General features: G+C 66.0%; 23 protein-coding genes. 5 read left to right on the forward strand and 18 right to left on the reverse strand.

The window, feature by feature from the left end; translation table 11 throughout:
• Positions 1-167: 167 nt before the first annotated feature.
• The 8 genes from WS64_RS07430 to WS64_RS07465 all read right to left on the reverse strand — a co-directional run bounded on the left by WS64_RS07430 (position 168) and on the right by WS64_RS07465 (position 9,278).
• On the reverse strand, positions 168-2,993 hold the full coding sequence (locus WS64_RS07430) for a TonB-dependent receptor (RefSeq protein WP_060966139.1): 2,826 nt from the start codon (positions 2,991-2,993) through the stop codon (positions 168-170).
• A gap of 257 nt (positions 2,994-3,250) precedes the next feature.
• A complete protein-coding gene (locus WS64_RS07435; RefSeq protein ID WP_059645851.1) occupies positions 3,251-3,826 on the reverse strand; it encodes a helix-turn-helix domain-containing protein in 576 nt (191 codons plus the stop codon).
• A 251-nt stretch (positions 3,827-4,077) separates the two neighbouring features.
• Positions 4,078-5,268, reverse strand: a complete 1,191-nt coding sequence (locus WS64_RS07440; RefSeq protein WP_060966140.1) for a tetratricopeptide repeat protein — start codon at positions 5,266-5,268, stop codon at positions 4,078-4,080.
• A 16-nt stretch (positions 5,269-5,284) separates the two neighbouring features.
• Positions 5,285-5,716, reverse strand: a complete 432-nt coding sequence (locus WS64_RS07445; protein ID WP_060966919.1) for an ExbD/TolR family protein — start codon at positions 5,714-5,716, stop codon at positions 5,285-5,287.
• 78 nt (positions 5,717-5,794) lie between these two features.
• On the reverse strand, positions 5,795-6,217 hold the full coding sequence (locus WS64_RS07450) for an ExbD/TolR family protein (RefSeq protein ID WP_059645854.1): 423 nt from the start codon (positions 6,215-6,217) through the stop codon (positions 5,795-5,797).
• A gap of 20 nt (positions 6,218-6,237) precedes the next feature.
• Positions 6,238-7,143, reverse strand: coding sequence for a MotA/TolQ/ExbB proton channel family protein (locus WS64_RS07455; RefSeq protein ID WP_060966141.1), 906 nt, complete (start codon positions 7,141-7,143; stop codon positions 6,238-6,240).
• Positions 7,144-7,229: 86 nt separating this feature from the next.
• On the reverse strand, positions 7,230-7,931 hold the full coding sequence (locus tag WS64_RS07460; RefSeq protein ID WP_060966142.1) for an energy transducer TonB: 702 nt from the start codon (positions 7,929-7,931) through the stop codon (positions 7,230-7,232).
• Positions 7,932-8,789: 858 nt separating this feature from the next.
• A complete protein-coding gene (locus WS64_RS07465) occupies positions 8,790-9,278 on the reverse strand; it encodes an aminoacyl-tRNA deacylase (protein ID WP_059583420.1) in 489 nt (162 codons plus the stop codon).
• A 447-nt stretch (positions 9,279-9,725) separates the two neighbouring features.
• On the opposite strand from WS64_RS07465, the gene WS64_RS07470 reads away from it, so the two are divergent.
• On the forward strand, positions 9,726-10,019 hold the full coding sequence (locus WS64_RS07470; protein ID WP_059583421.1) for a YciI-like protein: 294 nt from the start codon (positions 9,726-9,728) through the stop codon (positions 10,017-10,019).
• A gap of 7 nt (positions 10,020-10,026) precedes the next feature.
• Here the strand turns inward: WS64_RS07470 and corA are convergent, their stop codons facing one another.
• Positions 10,027-11,004 carry a magnesium/cobalt transporter CorA gene (gene corA, locus WS64_RS07475; RefSeq protein WP_059583422.1) on the reverse strand — a complete coding sequence of 326 codons (978 nt, stop codon included), beginning with the start codon at positions 11,002-11,004 and terminating at the stop codon, positions 10,027-10,029.
• A gap of 200 nt (positions 11,005-11,204) precedes the next feature.
• On the opposite strand from corA, the gene cydX reads away from it, so the two are divergent.
• Both cydX and WS64_RS07480 read left to right on the forward strand, forming a co-directional pair.
• Positions 11,205-11,351 (forward strand): cytochrome bd-I oxidase subunit CydX, encoded by a 147-nt coding sequence (gene cydX / locus WS64_RS32495; RefSeq protein ID WP_063892434.1) that lies wholly within the window; start codon positions 11,205-11,207, stop codon positions 11,349-11,351.
• Entirely contained in the window at positions 11,348-11,965 is a 618-nt protein-coding gene (locus WS64_RS07480; RefSeq protein ID WP_059583424.1) for a P-loop nucleotide/nucleoside kinase family protein, read from the forward strand. The genes cydX and WS64_RS07480 overlap by 4 nt, the downstream gene beginning before the upstream one ends.
• A 132-nt stretch (positions 11,966-12,097) precedes the next feature.
• Here WS64_RS07480 and WS64_RS07485 read toward each other — a convergent pair whose 3' ends face one another.
• The gene (locus tag WS64_RS07485) at positions 12,098-13,198 is read right to left on the reverse strand and encodes a saccharopine dehydrogenase family protein (RefSeq protein ID WP_059645859.1); all 1,101 of its coding nucleotides are present in this window, start codon (positions 13,196-13,198) and stop codon (positions 12,098-12,100) included.
• A gap of 468 nt (positions 13,199-13,666) precedes the next feature.
• The gene (locus tag WS64_RS07490; RefSeq protein WP_006481526.1) at positions 13,667-14,131 is read right to left on the reverse strand and encodes an Lrp/AsnC family transcriptional regulator; all 465 of its coding nucleotides are present in this window, start codon (positions 14,129-14,131) and stop codon (positions 13,667-13,669) included.
• Positions 14,132-14,380: 249 nt separating this feature from the next.
• Here WS64_RS07490 and WS64_RS07495 point away from each other — a divergent pair, with 249 nt between their 5' ends.
• Both WS64_RS07495 and WS64_RS07500 read left to right on the forward strand, forming a co-directional pair.
• On the forward strand, positions 14,381-14,920 hold the full coding sequence (locus WS64_RS07495) for a Spy/CpxP family protein refolding chaperone (RefSeq protein ID WP_060009782.1): 540 nt from the start codon (positions 14,381-14,383) through the stop codon (positions 14,918-14,920).
• A 143-nt stretch (positions 14,921-15,063) separates the two neighbouring features.
• A complete protein-coding gene (locus WS64_RS07500) occupies positions 15,064-15,495 on the forward strand; it encodes a PGDYG domain-containing protein (protein ID WP_059583428.1) in 432 nt (143 codons plus the stop codon).
• A gap of 33 nt (positions 15,496-15,528) precedes the next feature.
• Here the strand turns inward: WS64_RS07500 and WS64_RS07505 are convergent, their stop codons facing one another.
• From WS64_RS07505 to WS64_RS07535, 7 genes are all read right to left on the reverse strand, one after another.
• Positions 15,529-15,891: a DUF3022 domain-containing protein gene (locus WS64_RS07505; RefSeq protein ID WP_059583430.1), complete on the reverse strand. Its 363-nt coding sequence runs from the start codon at positions 15,889-15,891 to the stop codon at positions 15,529-15,531.
• 13 nt (positions 15,892-15,904) lie between these two features.
• Positions 15,905-16,693 (reverse strand): YhfC family intramembrane metalloprotease, encoded by a 789-nt coding sequence (locus WS64_RS07510; RefSeq protein WP_060966143.1) that lies wholly within the window; start codon positions 16,691-16,693, stop codon positions 15,905-15,907.
• Between the two features lie 54 nt (positions 16,694-16,747).
• The gene (locus WS64_RS07515) at positions 16,748-17,791 is read right to left on the reverse strand and encodes a LacI family DNA-binding transcriptional regulator (RefSeq protein ID WP_060966144.1); all 1,044 of its coding nucleotides are present in this window, start codon (positions 17,789-17,791) and stop codon (positions 16,748-16,750) included.
• A gap of 320 nt (positions 17,792-18,111) precedes the next feature.
• Positions 18,112-19,077 (reverse strand): NAD(P)-dependent oxidoreductase, encoded by a 966-nt coding sequence (locus tag WS64_RS07520; protein WP_059645992.1) that lies wholly within the window; start codon positions 19,075-19,077, stop codon positions 18,112-18,114.
• Positions 19,078-19,081: 4 nt separating this feature from the next.
• The gene (locus tag WS64_RS07525) at positions 19,082-20,362 is read right to left on the reverse strand and encodes an MFS transporter (protein ID WP_059645875.1); all 1,281 of its coding nucleotides are present in this window, start codon (positions 20,360-20,362) and stop codon (positions 19,082-19,084) included.
• Positions 20,363-20,477: 115 nt separating this feature from the next.
• Positions 20,478-21,470, reverse strand: coding sequence for a sugar kinase (locus WS64_RS07530; protein ID WP_060966145.1), 993 nt, complete (start codon positions 21,468-21,470; stop codon positions 20,478-20,480).
• 28 nt (positions 21,471-21,498) lie between these two features.
• Positions 21,499-22,263, reverse strand: coding sequence for a TIM barrel protein (locus tag WS64_RS07535; RefSeq protein ID WP_060966146.1), 765 nt, complete (start codon positions 22,261-22,263; stop codon positions 21,499-21,501).
• Positions 22,264-22,402 lie beyond the last annotated feature (139 nt).

Here is a 22,402-nt window from a genome sequence, read left to right on the forward strand (position 1 = left end):
CCTGCATCCCACTGGTTGTTCGTGCTGAAAACGCGCCTGCGAACTGCATCGCCGCACGTCCCGGTTGCAGGCCGTCGTGGCGCCAGGCGAAAAAGGGCCGCTCCAAAAAATGGGGAGGTGGACGTGGAGCGGCCGGTCTAAAGCCCATCCGTGCATCGCAATCGGCATCAGAACTTGTAGGTCGCGCCAACCTGCGCGAATCGACCGACATACGTGTACAGCGACGTGTCGTAGCCCGTCTGGTAGCTCGCGTTCATGAAAACCGGGTCGAACGGCGGCGCACGATTGAAGATGTTGTCGATGCCCGCGTAGATCGTCCAATGCTTGAAGCCGGTGTAGCTGACCATCAGGTTGAACTGGCTGTACGACGCCACGCTGTCCTGCATGTTCGGATATTGGCCCGGCGACAGGATGGCCTGGCTGTACGGTCCCGTGAACATCCACGTCAACGTCGCGTTCCATTGGTTGTGGTAGTTCCAGTTCAGACTCGTGTTGCCCTTCCAGCGCGGGAAGCTGCCGCCGAACGGCTCGTTCAGCGAACCGTTGTTGCCCGCGAAGTCGGTCGTCTCGCCGCCCACCGGCATCTTGAAGTGCCACACGTAGGCCCAGTCGCCCGACAGCGTGAAAGTACCGATCTTGGTCGACACCGATTGGCGGAAGGTGGTCTCGAAGCCGTCCGTATCGAGCGACGACAGGTTCATGTACGGCAGCACGACATACGCGATCGAACCATTCGGATTACGGATCACCTTGGACGGATCGTTCTGGTCCACCACCGTCTGGATGTCTTCCGTGCCGATCACGTTGTCGATGTGGATCTTGTACCAGTCGAAGCCGAAATCGGTATTGCGGGTAGGCGACAGCTGGAAGCCGATGTTGTAGTTCTTGGTCCGCTCCGGCTGCAGCTTGCTGTTACCGGCCTGCACTTCCTCGACGAGGTTGTATGCGTTCGGGTTGTTAGGATCGTTCGAATCGACCGCGCCCTGCGCGCCGTAAGTCCTCGACGAGGTGTTTTCGATCAGCGTCGGCGCGCGGAAGCCTCGGTTGTACGAACCGTACATCGTCAGCTCGCGGATTGGCTGGAAGCGCAACGCGAAGCGCGGCGAGAACGCGCCACCGAAGTCGCTGTAGTGGTCGTAGCGTCCCGACTGGCTGAACGTCAGGTTCTTCAGGATGGGAATGTCGATCTGGTAGTAGACCGCCGCGACGTTGCGCTCGCCGTTGACTGATTGCAGCGCCGGCTGGATGAGCGTGCCGTTCGCGTAGTCCGCGCCCGTCCCGATGTATTGGCTCTGGTGCGTGAATTGCGTACCGAGACCTAGGCCGACGTTACCCGTGGGCAACGTGAACAGGTTCGGCGTCGACAGCGTCGCATCGACGGCGTCGAGCTTCGTGATGGCCTGCGTCGACGTGCTTCCGTACAGCCCGTTCAACCCGTTCGGTGTCGACGATGGATTCGCGAAGTTGAATACGCCGTTCTGGACGATATTTTCGAGCGCGGCCGCGTTGATCAGGTTCGAATAGTTGTTCGACACCGTGTTCTGCGAATGCGTGTAGGACGCCGTCCAGTCCCAGTCACCCACGCGCGGCGTGCTGAACGATCCTTTCACACCCGTCGCGGCACGCCAGAAGTTGGAGCTCGTATGCACGGCCTGCGTGGCCGGGAATGCATAGACCAGCTTGGCCGGCACGCCAAACGGGTTATACGGGTTGCTACCCGGCACGAGGTTCGAAATCGGGTTGAGACCGCCCGTCGCGGGATCATAGGTCTGCGTGCTGTTGCCGAGGCGGCCGACGAAGTTGTTCGTGACCGTCGTATTGTTGCTTTCCCAGAGATCGGCGAACGCCTGCATCGCGTCGCTGATCTTGAAGTCGGCGTGCACCTTCGCGCTCAGGCGTTCAGTCCACGGTGACAGCGACGATGCGTACGCGGTGTTGTTTGCGCAGACCGTGCCGGGACCGTTGACCTGCGCGACGGAGGTGCCCGGCACGGCCTGGCCGCCGTTCGGACACGGGCTCAGCGGCACCTTCGCGCCGGTGGCCGGATTGCGCCAGTACGACACGCTCTGGTTCGACAGGCCGCCCGGGAAATTGGAGAAATCCTGGTTCTGCGTCGTGTCGCGATCGGCGATCGAGATGCCGTTCGACTTGTAGTAGCTGAGCGCCGCCGTCACGTTGAAGCGGTCGGCGTTCAGGTCGCCGAAGCCGCCGAGGATGCTGAACTTCGTCGTGCCCTGGCCGCCTTCACCGTTCGTCGCACCGCCGTAGCTGCCTCCCAGCTCGAGACCCTGGAAGTTTTTCTTCGTGATGATGTTCACGACGCCCGCGATTGCGTCGGAACCATACTGAGACACCGCGCCTGTCTTGACGATTTCGATTCGGTCGATGATGTTGAGCGGCAGCGTGTTCAGGTCGAAGAACTGATCGCTGCCGTTCACCGCGAACGCATACGGTGACACCCGCATGCCGTCGATCAGCACCAGCGTGTACTTCTCGCTGAGGCCGCGCAATGCGATGCCTGCGCCGCCCGGCGCGAAGCTGTTCGTCGTCCCTTCGCTCCAGCTGCTTGCCGAATTCGCCGAGGTGCTGCGCAGGTAGTCGGCGACGCTGGTGTGGCCGCTGTTCTCGATGTCCTTGCTCGTGATGGTCTGAACCTGGTTGAAGCCGACCTTGTCGGCCTGCCGGATCAGCGAACCCGTCACTTCGAACCGCTTGATCTGCGCGACCTTCCCTTGTCCGTTCGCGCCGGGAGCGGCAGGCGTCGCCTCGGCTGCCGCACCGGATGCCGCGGCGCCCGTGGCGGCGACAGTGCCCGCCGTACCGTTCGCCTGCGCAACGGTCACGGGTGCGCCATTCGCGACCGCATCCGCGATCGATGCGGCGCCCGGCGCCGGCTGGCTCTGGGCGAACGCCGGCGGCACCAGCGCGGCCGTCAGCGCCAGTTCCGCCCAGACTATCCTCTTGATGGCCAACGCCAACACTCTCTGCTTCATCTCGTTCCCTCTCGCTCGTAGTAAGACCCCACCTGCTGTACGCCGGAACCTTGTGAATTCCTTGCGCGTCCTGGGCGCCCGTGTAACGGAACCCGCAATAGCCACCCTTCCGACCGCCACCACTCGAACGGATCGGCCCTGGGCATCCGTTCCGTCCGGCATCACCGTTTCTTTATATTTACTTCGTCATACTTACTACATGTCATGAGCGCACTTCCTGCTGCTTCCGGTTCGACATGCGGTGCCTGCCGCCTCCGCTAGAACAGCCTCGGCGTGCCGACCCAGACGATCACCGCTTCCTCGTCGGCCGTGTTGCGCCATGCATGCGGCATCGTCGATTCGTAGTGCGCGGTATCGCCCGCATTCAGCGTGAACGTGCAATCCTCGAGCGTCAGCGCGACCTGCCCGCGCATCACGTAGACGAATTCCTCGCCCGCATGCGTCGTTATCTCGGACGGCGACTGCCCCGCCGGCATCCTGACGAGAATCGCGTCGAGCTTGCGGCCATCCACCAGGTTCGTCAGCCTGGCGAACAGGCTGGCCGAGTTCGCGAACTGGAAGTACTGCAGCGCGTTCCCGCGGCACACCGAACGCGCTTCCGTCGGCGTGTCGATGAAGTACTGCATCGTGACGCCCAGCGCGTGCGCGATCCGGACCAGCGACGTGATCGACGGCGTCGCGCGCCCACGCTCGACCTGAGACAGGAACGGCTTCGAAATACCCGCGATCCCGGCCGTCTCGTCAAGCGTGAGCTTCAGGCGCTGGCGCAGCGCCCGGATCTTGCTGCCCAGCGATACCGCGACCAGAACCGACTCATCAGGGGGCACAGTCATGGAAGTGCGGAGCCTCGCAGTCGAAACCGGTTTGATGTCGGCCATCCTTGCCCGATGCGATGACGCGGCCGTCGCGGCGCGGCACCGTCGCCGCGCACCCGCAAGTGTTTCGCCTATTTCATTCGTGTTACTAATTAACAAGATTTCCCCTGTCTCTCTTCATGTCCGACCGTCAAGGACTTGTACTTCCATCGCGCCACGCTGCTCGTCGATTGCGTGCGCATCGCATGCCGTCGCGGCCTTGCGCTGCGCTACCGGGACGCCACCGCCGTCCACAGCTTCGCCAGATCCGCCGACCCGTCGTTACCCTTCACCGTGCGCAGCACCTGGACCGCACGCGCCTTCTGGCCGGCCACGTAGTACGCCTCGCCGAGCCGCAGCCGCGCGGCATCGGGATGCTCGAGTCCACCTTTCGCGATCACCTGCTCCATCATCGACAGCCCCTGCGCCGCATGGCCCGCGAACACCAGGTTCATGCCGGCATCGATCGGCGCCACCGGGTTGGCGGCGTCCGCACCCGACTGCGCACGCGTGGCAGCCAGCGCCTGCAGCCGTTTCTCGCGCTCGGCCTGCGCATCCTTGCCGAGCACGCCGGACGCGAATCCCTGGTCGATCACCTGCCTGCCCTCGGCCGGCGTTCCCGCCACCAGCGCGAGCTGCGTCATCTCCATGTAGGCGTCGGCCGTCGTCAGCGAGCCCGTCGCCCTGCGCAACCGGTAGATGTCGAGGTCGAGCGACGACAGGTAACCGGGGCTGCCGCGAATGGCCGAGATCATGTCCTCCCAGTACGCGGGGCTCGGATGAAAAGCCACCAGCATGCCGAGCGCGTTGCGATAGGCAACGGCGTCCTTGCTCTTTTGCGCACAGGTCGCCAGCATCTGCAGCTGGCCCTCGTCCGGCGCGTGGCCGGCCTTCGCCTGTGCCTCCGTGCTCGCCTTCAACTGGCTCACGACCTGGCCGCAATCGTTCGACAGGTAATACGACTGCGTGAGCAGCGTGCGCATGTCCGGGTCCGTGCCGCCCGCCTTCAGGTAGCGCTGCGCGACGCGGATCGCCTGCGGATAGTTCTTCTGCTGGAAGTAGATTCCCGCGAGCGCCGCCGTCGTCCGCTGCTCGTCCGCGCCCGACAGGCGCCCCGAGTTGAGCACGGTTTCGTAGGCCTGCGCGGCCACGCCGGTATCGCCGGCCGCCATCGCCGCCGCGCCGCGCGTCGCTTCCACCATGTAGGTTTCGTACGGCGTGCGGTTGGGCACGGCGGCCGCCTGCGCGATCTTGCCGAGCGCATCGCGATACTTGTGCGCGCGATACAGGTCCTGCGCCGCGGCCAGCGGCTTCGCTACGTCGGGCCGCAACACGTCGGCCGCCCACGCCGGCCGGCCGAGCACGCAGGCCGCACCGAGCGCGGTCAGCGCCATCATCCGTTTCCATCGTCGCTGGTTCATCGGTCCGCCTGTCCCGTCATTGCATGAACTGCTCGTTTCCGATCAGGCCGATCTTCGTCGCGCCCACGCGCTGCGCGGACGCCAGTACAGCCGCCACGTCCTTGTACGGCGCCAGCTTGTTCGCCCGCAGATGGATCTCCGCCTGCACGGGCTCGTGCGCGACCGCCGTCAGCTTCGCCTCGAGTGCCGCGCGGTCCGGCACCGGTGCGCCGTTCCACGTCGTCGTACCGTCGAAGTCGATGTCGATCTGCACCACTTCCGGCGGTGCGGCGGGCGGCGGCGGGTTGCCCACCGGCAGGTCCATCTTCACCGAATGCATCTGGATCGGGATCGTGATGATCAGCATGATCAGCAGCACCAGCATCACGTCGATCAGCGGCGTGGTGTTGATGTCGACCATCACGTCCGGCTCGCCGCCGCTCCCGCCCGAAGGCACGTTCATTCCCATCGTCTGCTCCTGTCGATGCCTGATCTGATCCCATGCGTCGTCAATCGGAATCGGCGCGTATGCCGTTCCCATGCAAGGCTAACCACCCCGCGCCGGCGGTTCCGTAATGAACGACACCTTCGCGATACCCGCTCGCTCGCACATCGTGACGACCCGGCCGATGAACTCGTAGCGCGTGTTCTGGTCGCCCCGTACGTGCACGCTCGGCTGCGGCTGCTGCTGCGACACACCCTTCAGCTTCGCGAGCAACGCCGACGCATCCACCCGTTGTTCGCCCCAGAAGAAATCGCCGTCGCGATTCACCGCGATCTCGACGCTCTTCGGCGTGGTCTGCAGCGGCTGTACGACCTCCTTCGGCAACTGCAGCTGGATCGTGTGCGTGACGACCGGAATCGTGATCAGGAAGATGATCAGCAACACCAGCATCACGTCGACGAGCGGCGTCGTGTTGATGTTCGCGATCACCTCGTCGCTTTCGTCCTGCCCGACGTTCATGCCCATCGCGCGCCTCCGTCAGCCGGTCAGTTCACGAGCGACGCGGCAGGCGACGGCGCGCGCACGGCACGCTTGCTGCCGGCCAGCAGCACGGTATGCAGCTGGGCGCCGAAGTTGCGGACCCGTTCCATCACCGACTTGTTGCGCCGGACGAGGAAGTTGTAGCCAAGTACGGCAGGCACCGCGACCGCCAGACCGATCGCCGTCATGATCAGCGCCTCGCCCACCGGGCCCGCGACCTTGTCGATCGACGCCTGGCCCGCGATCCCGATCGCCGTCAGCGCGTGATAGATCCCCCAGACCGTGCCGAACAGCCCGACGAACGGCGCGGTCGAACCGACCGTCGCCAGGAACGCGAGCCCGTCCTGCAGGCGGTTCGACACGTTCGTGATCGAGCGCTCGACGGACACGTCGATCCACGTGTTGCGGTCCACGGCTTCGAGCAGGGCCTCGTCGTGATGCTCGCCCGCCTCGATCGCCGTTTCGGCGATGAAGCGGAACGGCGACGCCTCGTCGAGCAGCTTCGCGCCCTCGGCCAGCGACGGCGCGCTCCAGAGCTGCGCGTCCGCGATTTTCGCGCGGCGGTTTGCGCGCAATTGCTCGACGAACTTCGTGATCATGATGTACCAGCTGCCCATCGACATGATCACGAGCAGGATCAGCACGAAGCGCGCGACGAAGTCGCCGTTCTTCCAGAGCGCGCCGAGCCCGTACGGATTCTCGACCGCTTCGGTCGTAGCAGGCGACGGCGGCGGGGCCGGCTCGGCCGCGGAAGGCGCCTGCGTGGGCGCCGCGGCCTGTTGCGACGCGTCGGATGCCGCCGCGGATCCGCTCGCCTGCGCGTAGGCGGGCTGCGGTGCAACGAGTCCGTCGATTGCAGCGACGGACATCAACAGGCTTGCCGCCAGCGCGGCCAGAGAACGCTTCGTCATACCCCACTCCAATTCTTTCGTTGAACTTACGATTAAGGTTCGAGCCGGTTTTCACCGGTCCGGCTCCCGCCGGACCGCCCACTGCATCAATTCAGGTTGAACGAGAACGGCACCTGCACCCGTACCGCCTGGCCTTGCGCCACGCATTTGAACCGCTTCACGGTGTTGTACGCCGCACGATCGAGCACGGGGTCGGCCGACTGGGCCACGCGTTCGTTCGTGATGTTCCCTTCCGCATCCACGACGAACTCGATCGTCACGTCACCCGTGATGTTGTTTTCCTGCGCTTCCTTCGGGTACTGCATCGACGCGCGAATCGTGTCCGAATTCGGGCAGACGACACCTACTTCGTGACTGACCGGTTTGGCGGCCGGCGCGGGCGGTGCGATGACCGGCGCCTGCACGGCCGGTGCGGATGGCACCGGTGCCGACTGGTGCGTGATCGTCGCCTGCGGCGGCGCCTGCACCGGTACTTCCGGCGGCGGCACGAACGGCGGCGGCGGGGGCGCGAACTTCGGCGGCGGAAGCTTGACGACCGGCATCGGCGGGGGCGGCGGCGGCTTCACCGGCTCGATGATGCGGGTTTCGATCGGATGCTGGATCACCTGCACGACTTTCGTCGCGAGGCCGTTGAGCAACGCGTAGATCAGCACTGCATGCAACAGGAGGACGACTGCGACGCCGCCGAAACGGCGCACCGGATTCTGCTGCTTCTTGCCGAATTCCCGCGGACGGCCGAGCGTGGCCAGTCCGCTGTTCGAAGCAACCAGATGCTCTTCGACTTTCATGCCCACTATCCATCCCCCCAAGCGAATTGCCCAGTTTCGCGATGATGGCCGGCGCCGGAACCGGGTCGGTTCCGCCTCCGCCTCAACCCGAAATTTCATTTTCAATGCAATTAGCAATCCGAATCGAAAGCATCGATTTCGGATCCGAATTCATTCAATTTCAAGGAATCGTTTCAACCACCACGGGATATCCGCCCTATCCGGCGTCCGCCCCGCACCAGCGCGTTCAGGCAATTGTCAGCTTCGTCGGCGCAGGCACGTTCTCGTATGACGATTGAATCTTCGTTACACGCCGACGTCAGCCAGGCCGTTCGTCTTGGCTGCAGAAGATAGCAAGGAAAAAATTTGGGCGTCAAACTTTATTTGATACCCAAATACAAAGTTTGGAGGCCTTACTCGAATAACAAGTTAGTAAGCTTCAACAAACATTTTCCATTAATTCGGTAATTATTTTGTAGGCTATCGCACTAATTCAGTGCCTCTCATAAATAATCACCGATTTAGTGCGGCGCACTGAATTGGCGCGTCTGGAATGAGCGCCGCCGGATGCGTCTGGTTGTCTCATGCAAGGATGGAAGCCGATTGACCGTTGTCACGCGGAGCCAGGGCCCGTTGACGCGATGTTCCGAGGAGTCGCCCGCCGCTTATTTGAAAAGGATTCCAAACGAAAATAAGCAAACCTTCCTACCGGCCTGGTTTAAATAATCGTCTGCACAACGAATATTTTTTACGAAACCGGATACCGCTGCGCCAGCGTGAATTCGTTGCCGCCCCTCTGCGTGCACGGGCATCTCCACTTCACCGAGTCCGGTGGGAAAAATGCCCGCGCATGCGTCATCGATGCACGGCCGGCATCGCTCAGGACAGCATCATCCCCTGCATACGATGCGAGAAATGCGCGCGCTCGGCCGTCTCCATCAGCGCCAGGAATTCGTCCTGCATCATGTGGATCAGCGCTTCGTGGTCGCCGGCCTCGAAATAGACTTCCGGCTGCTGCGCGAGGTGTTCCTCGAGGAACGTCTTCATCCCGTACGCCATGCACACGGGCGGCAGCGCGCCCATGTCGCAATCCTTGAAGAGGTCGCGCAATTCGACCTCCCGGGCGAGCACGAGATGGCGTCCCGTCTTCACCCAGAGATCCGACAGACGCACGGCGTGCGTCGTCGGCAACACGGCGGCGACGTAGCCCTCGGCGTCCTCGAGGAGCACCGTTTTCGCGAGACGATCGCCGGGAATGTGCGCGGCGGCGGCCGTCTCCATGCTCGTATGGCTATAGGGGTGGTACACGACTTCGTACCGCGATGACTTCTGGCGCAGGCAATCCTGCAGGGTGGCTGAGACCGGCATGGCACACCTCGTCTGGGCGAATCGGGCGAACGGCGTTCGCTCCGGATTCGTTCAGCATAGGTCGCATTCCGGCCCAATGGAAACACCCCTCGCACGCCCCCCGCCCCGGGCCGGCGCCTATCGTTTTCACCCGCTCCCCTGCGTTCGCCGGCATGCGAAATCCGGACCCGGCATAGGCCGGCGGCCCCTCGTTTCCTGTAGACGAATTCCACGCGGATCGGCCGTGGACGCGAAGCGCCCGGCAATTCGCCGATGTTTGGAAGCTCGACCGTTAGTTGCGTTTTTGAGGAAGCCAGCGGGATATCGGCCGGGATGCGCGGGTCATGAAGCGCGCCCGGCCAATGCCCGCCATCGCGCCGGCAAACCACGCCGCCAAGGGCGTTCCCGCTGCCCTATACTGACCTGGCCGCCCACTATCCGAGGCGGAAACCGATTCCTGGAGCGATCATGCATTACCAGTTGATCTACGAACTCGTCGACGACTACCTGTCGCGCCGCGAACCGCTTCGTGCGGAGCATCTCGCGCTCGCGCAGGCCGCGACCGAGCGCGGCGAACTCGTGCTCGCCGGTGCGCTGGCCGACCCGGCCGACCAGGCCGTGCTCGTGTTCGAAGGCGATTCGCCGGAAGCGGCCGAATCGTTCGCGCGCGCCGATCCGTACGTGCAGAACGGCCTCGTGAAATCGTGGCGCGTGCGACCGTGGCGCGTCGTGGTCGGCAAGCACGCGCCGCGTCCGGCGTGACGCCGCCCTACAGCCACCCTGCCCGCTTGAAACGCCACCACAGCGCGAGGTCGGCGGCGGCCATCACCGCGATGCAGCCGTAGAACCCGTATTTCAGGTGCAGTTCGGGCATGTTCGCGAAGTTCATCCCGTAGATGCCGGCGATCATCGTCGGTATCGCGAACAGCGCGGCGAACGAGCCGAGCCGCTTGGTCACCTCGTTCTCCGCGAGCGAGATCATTCCGAGGTTGACCTGGATCGCCGTGACGACCATCTCGCGCCGCCCTTCGATCGTTTTCACGATCCGCTGCAAATGGTCGTACACATCGCGGAAGTAGGCCGCCATCCCGCTGCAGACTTGCGGAACACGCCCGCCGGTGAGCTTCGCGAGCGGCTCCATCAGCGGCGCCGTGTGCTGGTACAGCAGCACGAGCCGGCGTTTCAGCGAATAGAGATCCTCGATGATCGCGCGCGACGACGCCGGCGTGGCCTTCGCGAAAATGCGGTCCTCGAGTTCCTCGAGTTCGGTGCCGAGCGTTTCGAGAATCGGGAAATACCGGTCGACGACCTGGTCCATCAACGCGTAGAACACGAACGCCGACCCCTCCCGCAGCAGATGCGGCTCCCGCTCGCAACGCTTGCGCACGTCGCGGAAATCGTGCTCGGTATGGTTACGGATCGACAGCACGTAATTCGGGCCGACGAACACGTTCAATTCGCCGACCTTGAATTCGCCGTCCTCGTCGAGTTCGACCGTATGCAGCACCGCGAACAGCGAATCGCCGTATTCCTCGATCTTCGGCCGCTGATGGCCCTTGCGCGCATCCTCGAGCGCCAGCTCGTGCAACCCGAATTCCTCGCCCATCAGGTCGATTTCCTCGGGCGTCGGATCCTTCAGCGCGACCCAGACGAAGCATTCGGGCTTCGACACGTAATCGCTGATGGCATCGATGTCGATATCGGCCAGCTTGCGGCCGTCCTGGTAAGCAGCACAGTTGATCAGCATGTTGTTCACGATATTGCGGTTTGCGCATCAGTTTACCGGTTTGCTGCACGGACGGGCCGGCTTGCGCGGCACGCCGATATTGGTCATGATCGGGCTGCGTGCACCGCAGCACGCGCCCCGGGCGCTTCGACAGCCCTCGCCGGGCCTGCATTGCGCACTGCACAACGGCCGCGCGGCCCAACCGTCAAGGAGACAGACCTATGTGGTATTTCTCGTGGATACTCGGCATCGGCGTGGCGCTCGGCTTCGGCATCATCAACGCGATGTGGCTGGAAGCGGAAGTGTTCTCGCGCGGCGACAAGCGCGGCGACACGTCGGGCCAGCGGTCGGGGAGCCGGCATTCGTGACGCACCTGGTGTTCTTCTGCGGTCACGCCGGCACCGGCAAGACCACGCTTGCGAAGCGGCTCATCGGGCCGCTGATGCGCGCGACCGGCCAGGCGTTCTGCCTGCTCGACAAGGACACGCTGTACGGTCGCTACAGCGCGGCCGCGATGGGGGCGCTCACGGACGATCCGAACGACCGCGACAGCCCGCTCTACCTGAAGCACCTTCGCGATGCCGAATACCAGGGCCTGCTCGACACGGCCCGTGAAAATCTCGCGCTCGGCATCGGCGCGCTCGTCGTCGGCCCGCTGTCGCGCGAAGTGCGCGACCGGCGCATCCTCGATCGCGCGTGGCTCGGCATCGCGCCGGACGTCACGCTGACGGTCGTGTGGGTCCATACGTCGGAAGACGTCGCGCACCAGCGGATCGTCGCGCGTGCAAACCCGAACGATGCGTACAAGCTCGCGCACTGGGACGAATACCGGCAGCGCCGCTTCGTGCCCACCGGCCGCGAATGCGACGGCATCGTGATGTTCGACAACACCGCGCCGTCCGACGCGGACATCGACGCGCTGCTGTACCGCATCGTGCCGCCGCCGCAACCGGCGACGATGGTCCCGCCGCTGCCGGCCTGATCGCGCGCCCCGGCGCCCTTCCTCTTCTCGCCCAAAAAACAACGCCGGAAGCGCTGCTGCGCTCCCGGCGTCGTACGGCCCTCGTGCCAGTGTCTGGCGAATCGTCTAGTAACTACTGTGTGGCAACCTCGGTCAGGCAACCGCGTGCATGCGCTCCATCGTGCCGCCGTCGTACAGCTTGCCGAAACGATTCGACAGGAACGCCTTCAGCGACACCTTCTCCTGCGGGATGAAACCGCTCTGCGGCAGCTTCTTTTCGCGGAACAGATCCAGCACCGCGCACATCGCGCCGGCCGTCGTGATCTGGATCGCGCTCATGTGCATCCCGCACACGTCCTTCGCGAAGATCTTGCGCGTGAACACGTCCTGAACCAGTTGGCCGTCCTTCACGCCCGTCACCGTGACGAACACGAGCACGACGTCCTGCTTCGTCGACGGCACCGCGCGGCGCATGATCGACTTCAGCGTGTCGCGGTCGGTCGACAAGCGCAGGTCTTCCAGCAGGAACTGGACGAGTTCGCGGTGGCCCGGGTAGCGCACCGACTTGTAGTCGAGCGTCTCGACCTTGCCCGACAGCGTCTCGCACAGCGTGCCGAGGCCGCCCGACGTGTTGAACGCTTCGTATTCGGTGCCGTCGAGCGAGAAGTGTTCGAGGCCTTCGAGCGGCTGCACCCACTGCTTGCGGCCGTCGCGGATCGCTTCGCACGGCTGGCAGTATTCGTTGATCAGGCCGTCGACGCTCCACGTCAGGTTGTACTTCAGCGCGTTGGTCGGATATTCGGGCAGCGCGCCGACGCGCATCTTCACGTCGCGCACTTCGCTGAAGCCGTTCACGAGTTCGTGCGCGGCGATGCCGATGAAGCCCGGCGCAAGGCCGCATTGCGGCATGAACGCGCGGTCGGAGCCGTCGGCCAGTTCGCGGATCGCATGGGTGGCGCGCACGTCTTCGGTCAGGTCGAAGTAATGGACGCCGGCCGCCTTCGCGGCGGCGGCCACGTTGACCGCGAGGTAGTAAGGCAGCGCGTTGACGAGCGCATCGAAGCCCTTCACCGCTTCGCGAATCGCGTTCGCGTCGGCCGAATCGACCCGTTGCGTCGCAATGCCTTCGCGCGTCAGCTTCGCGAGCGCATCCGCGTCGCGGTCGAACGCGACGACTTCGTAGTCGCCGGTTTCGCGCAGCATGTGAGCAATGGTGTGGCCGATCAGACCTGCGCCGACGATGGCGATTTTCATGCGCTTATCTCCTGATGATGGGTTTGGTGTTGTGAACGGCGTTGAGCCAATGAACACAGTGTAGGGACGCGCAAAATCAGTTCCAAGACGAAGAATGATGCGAAACGACCGATAATTTCGACGTTATGACGATAGATTTCGTCGAAACGACCGATTCACATAAAAATCGCGTATAGCCGCTGTCGCACGCCGGCCGTTGGCGGCTGCGCATTGCGAGGATGAAGACGACGCACGGCGTCGCACCGGACGCACGAACCGCACATGCGTCAGGTACGACACATCGGTCGAAGCGAAATACGAAAGGAGATTCGGGAAAGACGCGCGAAGTGCGCAGAAGGACAACGGCGGGCGCCCGTGCCGATCACGAAGGACAGCGAAGGCCGATACGAATGCGTGCGGGCAGGTACCACGGCTTCAATCCGGGCAGCCGTGACGCAGCGACGCCCGCGCGGCGCCGCATCCAACGGATCAGCCGCCGATCGTTCCGCGATCGATCTTGCGCGACAGGATGATCGACGTCGTCGTGCGCTCGACGCCCTCGAGCGTGCCGATCTGGTCGAGCAGGTCGTTGAGCCGCTCCGGCGAATCGGCGCGCAGCCACGCGACGTAGTCGTACTCGCCGCTCACCGCGCACAGCAGTTGGACTTCCGGCATCCGGTCGAGCTTGCGCAATACGTCCTTGCCGAACTTCGGCGTGAGGATGATGCCGACGTACGCATAGATACTCGCGTCGAGCACGTCCTGCCCGAGTCGCACGCTGTACCCGGCGATCACGTTGGTGCGTTCGAGCCGCGCGATGCGCGCGACGACCGTCGTGCGCGCCACGTCGAGCTGGCGCGCGAGATCGGCGACGCTGGCGCGCGCATCGGCTTGCAGCAGCGCGACGAGTTGCCGGTCGAGATCGTCGAGTTGGTCGAGACGGGGTGGACGCATGACGCTGAGCCGGCGCGCGATGTGCCGGCGGAGTGGAAAGTGACGCGATGATAGCGCCGAACGCCCGCGCGCCCAACCGGCACGGCCCGGATTCGCACCTTCGATTTCGATTCGTATCGGATGTAAGCAAGTGTCGCATTCACTGCCGCGCGGCAGGCAACGTGCTACTAATAACGGGCGACGCGACAGGCGCGCTGGCGGCGATGGCCGCCGCGCCCGCTCGCCAGACACCACCCCGGAGAGCCAACCATGAAGAAAATCTCGCTCACCCTCGCTACGCTCGCCGTTGCAGCCAGCGCGTTCGCGCAAACCCCGGCACAGCCGCAAGCACCGGCAACGACGGCCGCGGCGTCGGCGCCGAGCGCCGAGCAGCGCGCGGCACGCCACGAAGCGCGCATCGAGCAGCGCATCAAGTACCTGCACGACCAGTTGAAGATCACGTCGGCGCAGGAGCCGCAATGGAAGACGTTCGCCGACACGATGCGCGACAACGGCGCAACGATGGGCCGCCTCTACAGCGAACGGATGGCCAAACACGACGTGTCCGCGATCGACGACATGAAGCAGTACGCGGAACTGTCGCAGGCGAACGCCGACGGCGCGAAGAAGCTCGCCGACGCATTCGCGCCGCTCTACGAGAGCTTCCCGGCCGAGCAGAAGGCGCTGGCCGACACGACGTTCCGCAGCTGGCTGCACCACGGCGGCGAGCACCGCGGCAAGGGCAAGACGAAGGGCAAGGAAGGCAACGCGGCCGCCGCGCCGGCCGCGAGCGCGCCCGCGCAGCCCTGACACCTTCCCCGCCGGCGCCGTGCCGGCCCACCCGGGCCGAACGGCGCCGCGCGTCGACCGGCGACCGGCGACCGGCGCGTCACACGGCGCGCCGAATTCGGGATAAGCTCCCGGCTTTTCCCGCTTTCCCGCCCCTCCCCGCCATGCTCGAACTCAAGCAACTCGATCTGCGTACCGATCCGCAGGCCCGTCGCGTCGTCAAGGACGAAACCGTCGCCGTGTCCTTCGCGGACGCCGACGGCGAACTGATGAGCCTCGAAGGCCCGAACCGTTATGTGACGGGCGACGCATTGATCACCGGCTCGACCGGCGACCGCTGGGTCGTGTCGCGCGCACGTTTCGACGCCAAATACCTGCCCGCCGATCCGGCGCTCGCGCACGGCACGCCGGGCGCCTACCGCAACCGGCCGGCCGTCGTGCTCGCGCGCCGGATGGACGAGCCGTTCACGATCGCCCGCTCGGAAAACGGCGACACGCTGCGCGGCGTCGCCGGCGACTGGGTAATGCAATACGCGCCCGGCGACTACGGCGTCGTGCAGGCGCAGCGCTTCGCTCAGGTCTACCGCGACGCGTGACGCACCGCGCCGGCCCGCGGCCGGCGCCGCCGCTCACGCAAAGTCTTCGTCCAGTTCGAGTTCCGCGTCGCGCTCGACGGCCTCGCCGGCCGCGTGCCGCTCTTCGAGCGAGCCGAGCATCGCTTCCGTATACGCATGCAGCACCGCATGGCTGCGCGCGCGCTGCATCGGCTTGAGCGCCAGGTAGCGCGCGAGCGCGGCCGGCACGATCCGGATGTCCAGCGTCATCCGCTTCGGCGTCGCGCCGAAACGCATCGCGAGCCACTGCACGGACAGGAATCGCCCGCGTTCGTCGCTGTTTTCGACAAAGCGCGTCTGCTCCGGAAAGAGTTCGCAGATCACGCGCGCAAGCGCGTCGAATTCCGCGCTCGGGCATTCGATCAGATAGTCGTCCATTGCGTCTCTCCGGTCAGGCCGTCGCACGCGACGGCCGGCACGTCTTCACCAGCACGGCCACCAGGATCGCGGCCAGCACGAAATACGCGGCCTCGACCCACGCGGCCGGCAGCACGCGCACCTGGTACAGCAGCGTGGGCGTCGCCGCGAGCGCATGCAGCACGATCGCGAGCGGCAACACGGCGATGCGGCCGGCACGCACGCCGCGCCACATCAGCACCGACAGCGCCAGTTGCACCGCGAACGCCGCGCAGCGTTCGAGCAGCAACAGCAGGATCGACTGGGCCGACAGCGTCGCGAGCATCATGTGCAGCCGCACCACGGTGTCGACCGGCAGGTCCGACAACTGCGTCTCGAGCTGGCCGCGGCTCGCGAGCCACGCGAGATACGACCACTGGCCCCACACGAGCACGCCGACGAACCACGCCTCGGCGCCGCCGTGACCGATCCCGTAGCCGATCCCGCGGCCGTCGCCGGCCGACGCGCCATAGCGGCGGTTCAGCACGCGCATGCCGAGATAGCGGCCGATTTCCTCGAATACGGCGGTCGCGAGCGCGCTGTACGCGACGAACGCGAGCGGCTGCGTCAGCCAGCCGTCCTCGGGCGTGCGGCTCAGCACGAGCCCGTGGAGCGCGCGCTCGACGATCATGGCAAACAGCGTGAAGACGGCGACGCCGACGATCGTGTCGCGGCGATTGAGCACGAGCGGCTTGCGCAGGATGCGGTAGAGGACGAGCGGCAGCAGCGCGATGATCAGCGTGGCGGCGATCAGCGCCGCCAGCGTGACGGGAGCGACAGTCATGGAGTTCCTTGTTCGAGGCAGCGCACCTGGCGCGCTGCGTGCCCCGAATGATACTCAGCTTGCGGTCGACGCGCGCGCGATCAACTCGCCGGGCAGCATCGCGACGCGCACGTCGCCCGCCGCGCCGTCGATCCGCTCGTGCACGAATTCGACGGCCTTGTAGCCGATTTCGTAGGTCGGCTGACGGATCGTCGTGATGCCGATCAGCTCGGCCCATTCCGGATCGTCGATCGACAGCAGCGCCGCCTGCTGCTGCCATGCGGCGCCGAAGCGCGCGCGCAGGTGGCGCGCGATCGCCAGCGCGACCGGCGCATTCGCGGCGAACAGCGCCGCGCGCACGCCGCGCCGCGCCGCATCGTCGATGCGCGCATCGACGTCGGCAAGCGCCGCCGCGGCCGCGCCAGATTCGTTCAGATCGAGCACGACCGTCGACGGCACCGCCAGCCCGCGCGCCGCCAGCGCCGCGCGGAACGCGGCCTCGCGCACGCGCCGCGAGCTCACGTGCTCGAACGGCTGCACGACGAAATGGATCGCGTCGAAGCCCTGTGCGACCAGATGCGCGAGCGCCGTCTCGATCGCGTCGGTATTGTCGAGGCCGATCAGGTCGGCCTCGAAGCCCTCGACCGTGCGGTCGACGAGCACGGCCGGAATGCCCGCGCCGCGCAGCGGGCGCAGCACGTCTTCCTCGGCGCCGAGCGCGTTGACGATCAGCCCTTCGACGCGGTAGGTCGTGAGCAGTTGCAGGAAGCGGCGCTCCATCTCGACTTCGTTCGCCGCGTGACAGATGAGCGGCATGTAGCCGAGCGCATGGCACGCGGCCTCGACGCCCTGCAGCACTTCGACGGTGTAGGGATTGGTCAGGTCGGCCGCGAGCATGCCGAGCAGCCGGTTGCGGCCGCGCTTGAGCCCGCGCGCCATCTGGTTCGGCCGGTAGTTGAGCCGCGCGATCGCCGCCTCGATCCGCTGGCGCAGATCGACCGACAGCACATGCGTCTCGCCGTTCAGGTAGCGCGAAACGCTGGTCTTGCCCGTGCCGGCCTCGCGCGCGACGTCGCTGATCGTCGCCGGACGCGTCGTGGAAGATTGCGAATCGGTCACTGTCGTGCCTCGCGACGTACGATCCGCGCCGCTTCGTGAGCAGACGGACCATTGTTGTTGGAAACGTAAGCCAGCCGGCGGCCTCCCCTGTCCTGGCGCGTCGGCGCCTGCGCCGGCCCGGTGCTTCACGCTCGAGCAGACGCCCGCCAATGGCGTTCCAGCAGTCGGCCGCACCGGACCTGGCGCGGATGCCCGTCGCGCGACGCCGCCGGCCGCATGGCCGGCCGTCGATGCGACGAGCGCGGGCGATCATAACGCAGCCAGCCCTCGGGCACCAAGACCATCGACTCTAACCGCGCAGGGCGGTTATCGCAGGCGGCTCAGGCGTGCGCCAGCGCATCCGGGTTGACGAGATTCGCGCGCAGCGTGCCGGCCAGCGCGCCGACCAGGTTTTCCGCCGCGCAGCGCGCCATCGCATGGCGCGTCTCGTGCGTCGCCGAGCCGATATGCGGGAGCGCGACGACGTTCTTCATCCGCAGCAGCGGCGAATCGGCCGGCAGCGGCTCCTTCTCGAACACGTCGAGCCCCGCGCCGCGGATGGTTCCCGCACGCAGCGCGTCGATCAGCGCGGCCTCGTCGACCACCGGCCCGCGCGACGCGTTGATCAGGATCGCGCCGCGCTTCATCTTCGCGAACTCGGGCGCCCCGATCAGATGGCGCGTGTCGGGCGACAGCGGCACCTGCAGGCACACGAAATCCGACTGCGCGAGCAACTCGTCGAGCGTCACGCGCCGGGCGCCGTACTGCGTCTCGGCCTCGGCATGCGCGGACCGGTTCGCGTACAGCACCTGCATCCGGAAGCCGAGCGCCGCGCGGCGCGCGACCGCGCCGCCGATGCGCCCGAGCCCGACGATGCCGAGCGTCTTGCCCTGCACGTCGGTGCCGTACAGGTCGGGGCCGATGCTGCGATGCCAGTGTCCGGCCTTCACCCACTCGGCCAGCTCGACCACGCGCCGTGCGGAGGCCAGGATCAGCGAAAACACCGTATCGGCCGTCGACTCGGTCAGCACGTCGGGCGTATGCGCGAGCACGATGCCGCGCCGCGTGAAATCGGCGACGTCGAAGTTGTCGTAGCCGACCGAGATCGTCGACCACGCCTTCAGCCGCGGCGCACGGTCGAGCATCTGCGGCGTGACCTTCAGGCTCGCGCCGATCGCGCCGTCGGCGTCGCCGAGCGCGGCGGCAAGCGCGTCGGCGCCGTCGGCCTGCACGACGTCCGCATGCTCGCGCAGGTACGCGAGAACGTCATCGGGCAGCGGCTTGTACGCGACGATACGGGGCTTCATCGTTTCATTTTCCTTGCAGCGGCGCGGCGAGCGGATGCGCATCGCGCGCCTGGGGTTTGACGGACAGCGTGAGGATCACCGCGGCGACGAGCGCGGCGCTCATGAACGCGTACGACGCGACGGGCGACCCGGTCGCGCCGTTCAGGTAGCCGACGAAGTACGAGCCGACGAACGAGCCGAGCGCGCCCATGCTGTTGATCAGCGCCATCGCGCCGCCGGCGACGTTCCTCGGCAGCAGTTCCGGCACGATCGCGAAGAACGGGCCGTACGGCGCATACATCGCGGCGCCAGCGACGACCAGCAGCGCATACGAGATCCAGAAATGCGACGAGCCGAGCGCGTACGACGCGGCGAACGCGGCCGCGCCGACCAGCAGGAACGGCCACACGAAGCCGCGACGCGAGCCGACCTTGTCGGACGCCCACGACGCGGCGAGCATCGCGATCGTCGCCGCGAGGTACGGCAGCGCGGACAGCCAGCCGGTCGCGACCATCCCGAGATCGGAGCCGTTCTTCACGATCGACGGCAGCCACAGCACGAAGCCGTACACGCCGATGCTCCAGCAGAAGTACTGCGCGCACAGCTTGATCACGGCCGGCGAGCGGAACGCCTCGCCATAGTTGCGCACCGGCTTGATCGCCGCCTGCTCGGCCGCGAGCGCGGCGTCGAGGTCGCGCTTTTCCTGCGCGTTGAGCCACGGCGAATCGGCCGGCTTGTCCTGCACGAGGCACCACCAGCACACGGCCCAGATGATGGCCGGCACGCCTTCGGCGATGAACATGTGGCGCCAGCCGAATTCATGGACGAGATAACCCGACACGATCGACATCCACAGCACGGTGACCGGGTTGCCGAGGATCAGGAACGTGTTCGCGCGCGAGCGCTCGTTCTTCGTGAACCAGTTGCTGATGTAGATCAGCATCGCCGGCATCACGGCCGCCTCGACGACGCCGAGCACGAAGCGGATCGCCATCAGCGACGGGATGTTGCTGACCACGCCGGTCAGGGCCGCGCAGCCGCCCCACAGCACGAGGCTCGCGAACACGAGCTTCTTCACGCTGCGGCGTTCCGCATAGATCGCGCCGGGAATCTGGAAGAAGAAGTAGCCGAGGAAGAACAGCGCACCGATCAGCGACGACAGGCCCTTGCTGATCCCGAGATCCTGGTTGATGCCGGCCGCCGCCGCGAACCCGTAGTTCGCACGATCGAGGTAGGCGAGGCTGTACGTGATGAAGACGATCGGCATGATCGTCCACCACCGACGGGCTGCGAGATTGGCTGCCATGTGAGTGTCTCCGTATATGGACCGGAGTGGACGCGCTGGCGCCTGCCCGGCCTCGAACAAAACTGCTGTGCGTCGCGCACGAAATGGATCCGCGGATTGTGCCGTGTCCGGCCTCTCATTGCGCGGTGATGGTTTCCTCTAAGCGATCGGCGTCATTGCTGACATTTTCGAGCCGGTCGAGCGCGTCGCGGGTCGGCAACCCTTCCGAATCGCCGATCACCTGGATCGCGAGCGCACCGATCCGGTTGCCGCGCGCGACCGCCTGCTCGACGCTGCGGCCTTCGAGCAACGCGCTGACCACGCCGACCGCGAAGCCGTCGCCGGCGCCCACCGTATCGACGACCTTTTCAACGCGCTCGCCGGCAACGATGCCTTCGCGGCCGTCGGCCGTGCGGAAATACGCGCCCTGCTCGCCGAGCTTGATCACGACGCCGCGCGCGCCCTGCGCGAGATAGAAGCCCGCGATGTCGGCCGGCGTGTCGTGCCCGGTGAGCTGCCGCCCTTCGGCGAGGCCCGGCAGCACCCAGTCGGCGAGCGTCGCGAGCGCATTCAGCGTCTTCGCCATCACGTCGGCGGCCGGCCACAGCGTCGGGCGCAGGTTCGGATCGAACGAGATCGTCTTGCCGGCCGCCCGCATCTCGCGCGCGAGCCGGAACGCCAGTTCGCACGACGTCGCCGAGATCGCCGGCGCGACGCCCGTCAGGTGCAGATGGCGCGCGCCGAGCACGTAGTCGGCCACGTAGTCGTCGCACGACAGGTGGCTCGCGGCCGAACCCTTGCGGAAATATTCGACGGTCGGGTCGCTGCCGTCGTCGTTGCGCGACTTCAGCTGGAAACCGGTCGGGTAACGCGGGTCGACGGTCACGCACGACGCGTCGATACCCTCGCGCGCCAGCGTGTCGAGCACGTAGCGGCCGAACGAATCGCTACCGACCCGGCTCATCCAGCCGACCCGGAAGCCGAGCCGCGACAGGCCGATCGCGACATTCAGGTCGGCGCCGGCGATCCGCTTCGCGAATTGCCCGGCGTGCGCGAGGTGGCCGGGCTCCGTCGCGACGAACATCGCCATCGCTTCGCCGTAGGTCACGACATCGAGTGCTGCTTTCATGACTGAACTCCTCAGGAACCTGCTGCCGTTACGCGGTCGCGAGCCACGCGACACGCCGGCAGGCATCGCCGGCCAGGTCGGCCGCGTCGAACGGGAACTCGATGCCGCGCGGCGCATGCCGCGGCAGCGCCGCGAGCACGCCGGTCACGAGCGCATCGTCCGGCGCCGGCGCGACGGCGAAACGACGCGCGCCCTCGCCTTCGATGGTCTTGCAATGAATGTATTCCACGTGCGGCGCGAGCACCTGTGCGCAGTCGAGCGGCGCTTCGCCGCGCCACAGCCAGTTGCCGATGTCGAACGTCATGCCGAGCGCCTCGCGCATGCCGGCATCGGCCAGCGCATCGAACAGCCCGCGGAACTGCGCGAACGCGCCGCCGACCTCGAGCTGGCCGTTTTCCACCACCACGCGAGCCCGCGCGCCGCGCGACAGCGCGACGATCTCGGCCGCGTGCGCGTCGCCCGCGAAGCCGCCGAGCTGCAATTTCACGAAGCGCGCGCCGAGCGCATCTGCTTGCGCGAGCGCGTCGCGCAAAGCGTCGGCATCGAGCGCGCCCGTTTCCGTATACAGCGAGTCCGGGGTCGAATAGACCGACCACAATCCGTGGCCGGCGATTTGCGCGCCGAGCGCGGCCAGCGCGCCGGGCGCCGTGTCGTCGTCCGACGCGAACAGTTCGCGCCGCACCTCGAACCCGGTCGCACCGGATGCCGCCACGGTCGCGATGAATGCACTGTGGCCCTCCTGGCGCACCCGGTCCATCCCGAATGCGCTCGCCACGATCACGATGTCTGCCATGTTGCCCTTTTTCAACCGGAATGGAACCGGTTCCATTTGCTTGAGACGGATGGTGCGCTTCGCTTCAGACCCACGCCATAGAGGAAATCCCTAAGGCCCGCTGGCCGCGCGAATGCGCGCCCGAACGCATGCAACACCT

Origin of the sequence: Burkholderia anthina, assembly GCF_001547525.1 — a bacterium.
GTDB classification, from domain to species: Bacteria; Pseudomonadota; Gammaproteobacteria; order Burkholderiales; family Burkholderiaceae; genus Burkholderia; species Burkholderia semiarida.

Excerpts from the sequence above, each read along its gene's own strand:
- WS64_RS07430 (WP_060966139.1), bottom strand. The coding sequence starts at position 2,993 with ATGAAGCAGAGAGTGTTGGCGTTGGCCATCAAGAGGATAGTCTGGGCG.
- WS64_RS07435 (WP_059645851.1), bottom strand. The coding sequence starts at position 3,826 with ATGACTGTGCCCCCTGATGAGTCGGTTCTGGTCGCGGTATCGCTGGGC.
- WS64_RS07440 (WP_060966140.1), bottom strand. The coding sequence starts at position 5,268 with ATGAACCAGCGACGATGGAAACGGATGATGGCGCTGACCGCGCTCGGT.
- WS64_RS07445 (WP_060966919.1), bottom strand. The coding sequence starts at position 5,716 with ATGGGAATGAACGTGCCTTCGGGCGGGAGCGGCGGCGAGCCGGACGTG.
- WS64_RS07450 (WP_059645854.1), bottom strand. The coding sequence starts at position 6,217 with ATGGGCATGAACGTCGGGCAGGACGAAAGCGACGAGGTGATCGCGAAC.
- WS64_RS07455 (WP_060966141.1), bottom strand. The coding sequence starts at position 7,143 with ATGACGAAGCGTTCTCTGGCCGCGCTGGCGGCAAGCCTGTTGATGTCC.
- WS64_RS07460 (WP_060966142.1), bottom strand. The coding sequence starts at position 7,931 with ATGAAAGTCGAAGAGCATCTGGTTGCTTCGAACAGCGGACTGGCCACG.
- WS64_RS07465 (WP_059583420.1), bottom strand. The coding sequence starts at position 9,278 with ATGCCGGTCTCAGCCACCCTGCAGGATTGCCTGCGCCAGAAGTCATCG.
- WS64_RS07470 (WP_059583421.1), top strand. The coding sequence starts at position 9,726 with ATGCATTACCAGTTGATCTACGAACTCGTCGACGACTACCTGTCGCGC.
- corA (WP_059583422.1), bottom strand. The coding sequence starts at position 11,004 with ATGCTGATCAACTGTGCTGCTTACCAGGACGGCCGCAAGCTGGCCGAT.
- cydX (WP_063892434.1), top strand. The coding sequence starts at position 11,205 with ATGTGGTATTTCTCGTGGATACTCGGCATCGGCGTGGCGCTCGGCTTC.
- WS64_RS07485 (WP_059645859.1), bottom strand. The coding sequence starts at position 13,198 with ATGAAAATCGCCATCGTCGGCGCAGGTCTGATCGGCCACACCATTGCT.
- WS64_RS07490 (WP_006481526.1), bottom strand. The coding sequence starts at position 14,131 with ATGCGTCCACCCCGTCTCGACCAACTCGACGATCTCGACCGGCAACTC.
- WS64_RS07495 (WP_060009782.1), top strand. The coding sequence starts at position 14,381 with ATGAAGAAAATCTCGCTCACCCTCGCTACGCTCGCCGTTGCAGCCAGC.
- WS64_RS07500 (WP_059583428.1), top strand. The coding sequence starts at position 15,064 with ATGCTCGAACTCAAGCAACTCGATCTGCGTACCGATCCGCAGGCCCGT.
- WS64_RS07505 (WP_059583430.1), bottom strand. The coding sequence starts at position 15,891 with ATGGACGACTATCTGATCGAATGCCCGAGCGCGGAATTCGACGCGCTT.
- WS64_RS07510 (WP_060966143.1), bottom strand. The coding sequence starts at position 16,693 with ATGACTGTCGCTCCCGTCACGCTGGCGGCGCTGATCGCCGCCACGCTG.
- WS64_RS07520 (WP_059645992.1), bottom strand. The coding sequence starts at position 19,077 with ATGAAGCCCCGTATCGTCGCGTACAAGCCGCTGCCCGATGACGTTCTC.
- WS64_RS07525 (WP_059645875.1), bottom strand. The coding sequence starts at position 20,362 with ATGGCAGCCAATCTCGCAGCCCGTCGGTGGTGGACGATCATGCCGATC.
- WS64_RS07530 (WP_060966145.1), bottom strand. The coding sequence starts at position 21,470 with ATGAAAGCAGCACTCGATGTCGTGACCTACGGCGAAGCGATGGCGATG.
- WS64_RS07535 (WP_060966146.1), bottom strand. The coding sequence starts at position 22,263 with ATGGCAGACATCGTGATCGTGGCGAGCGCATTCGGGATGGACCGGGTG.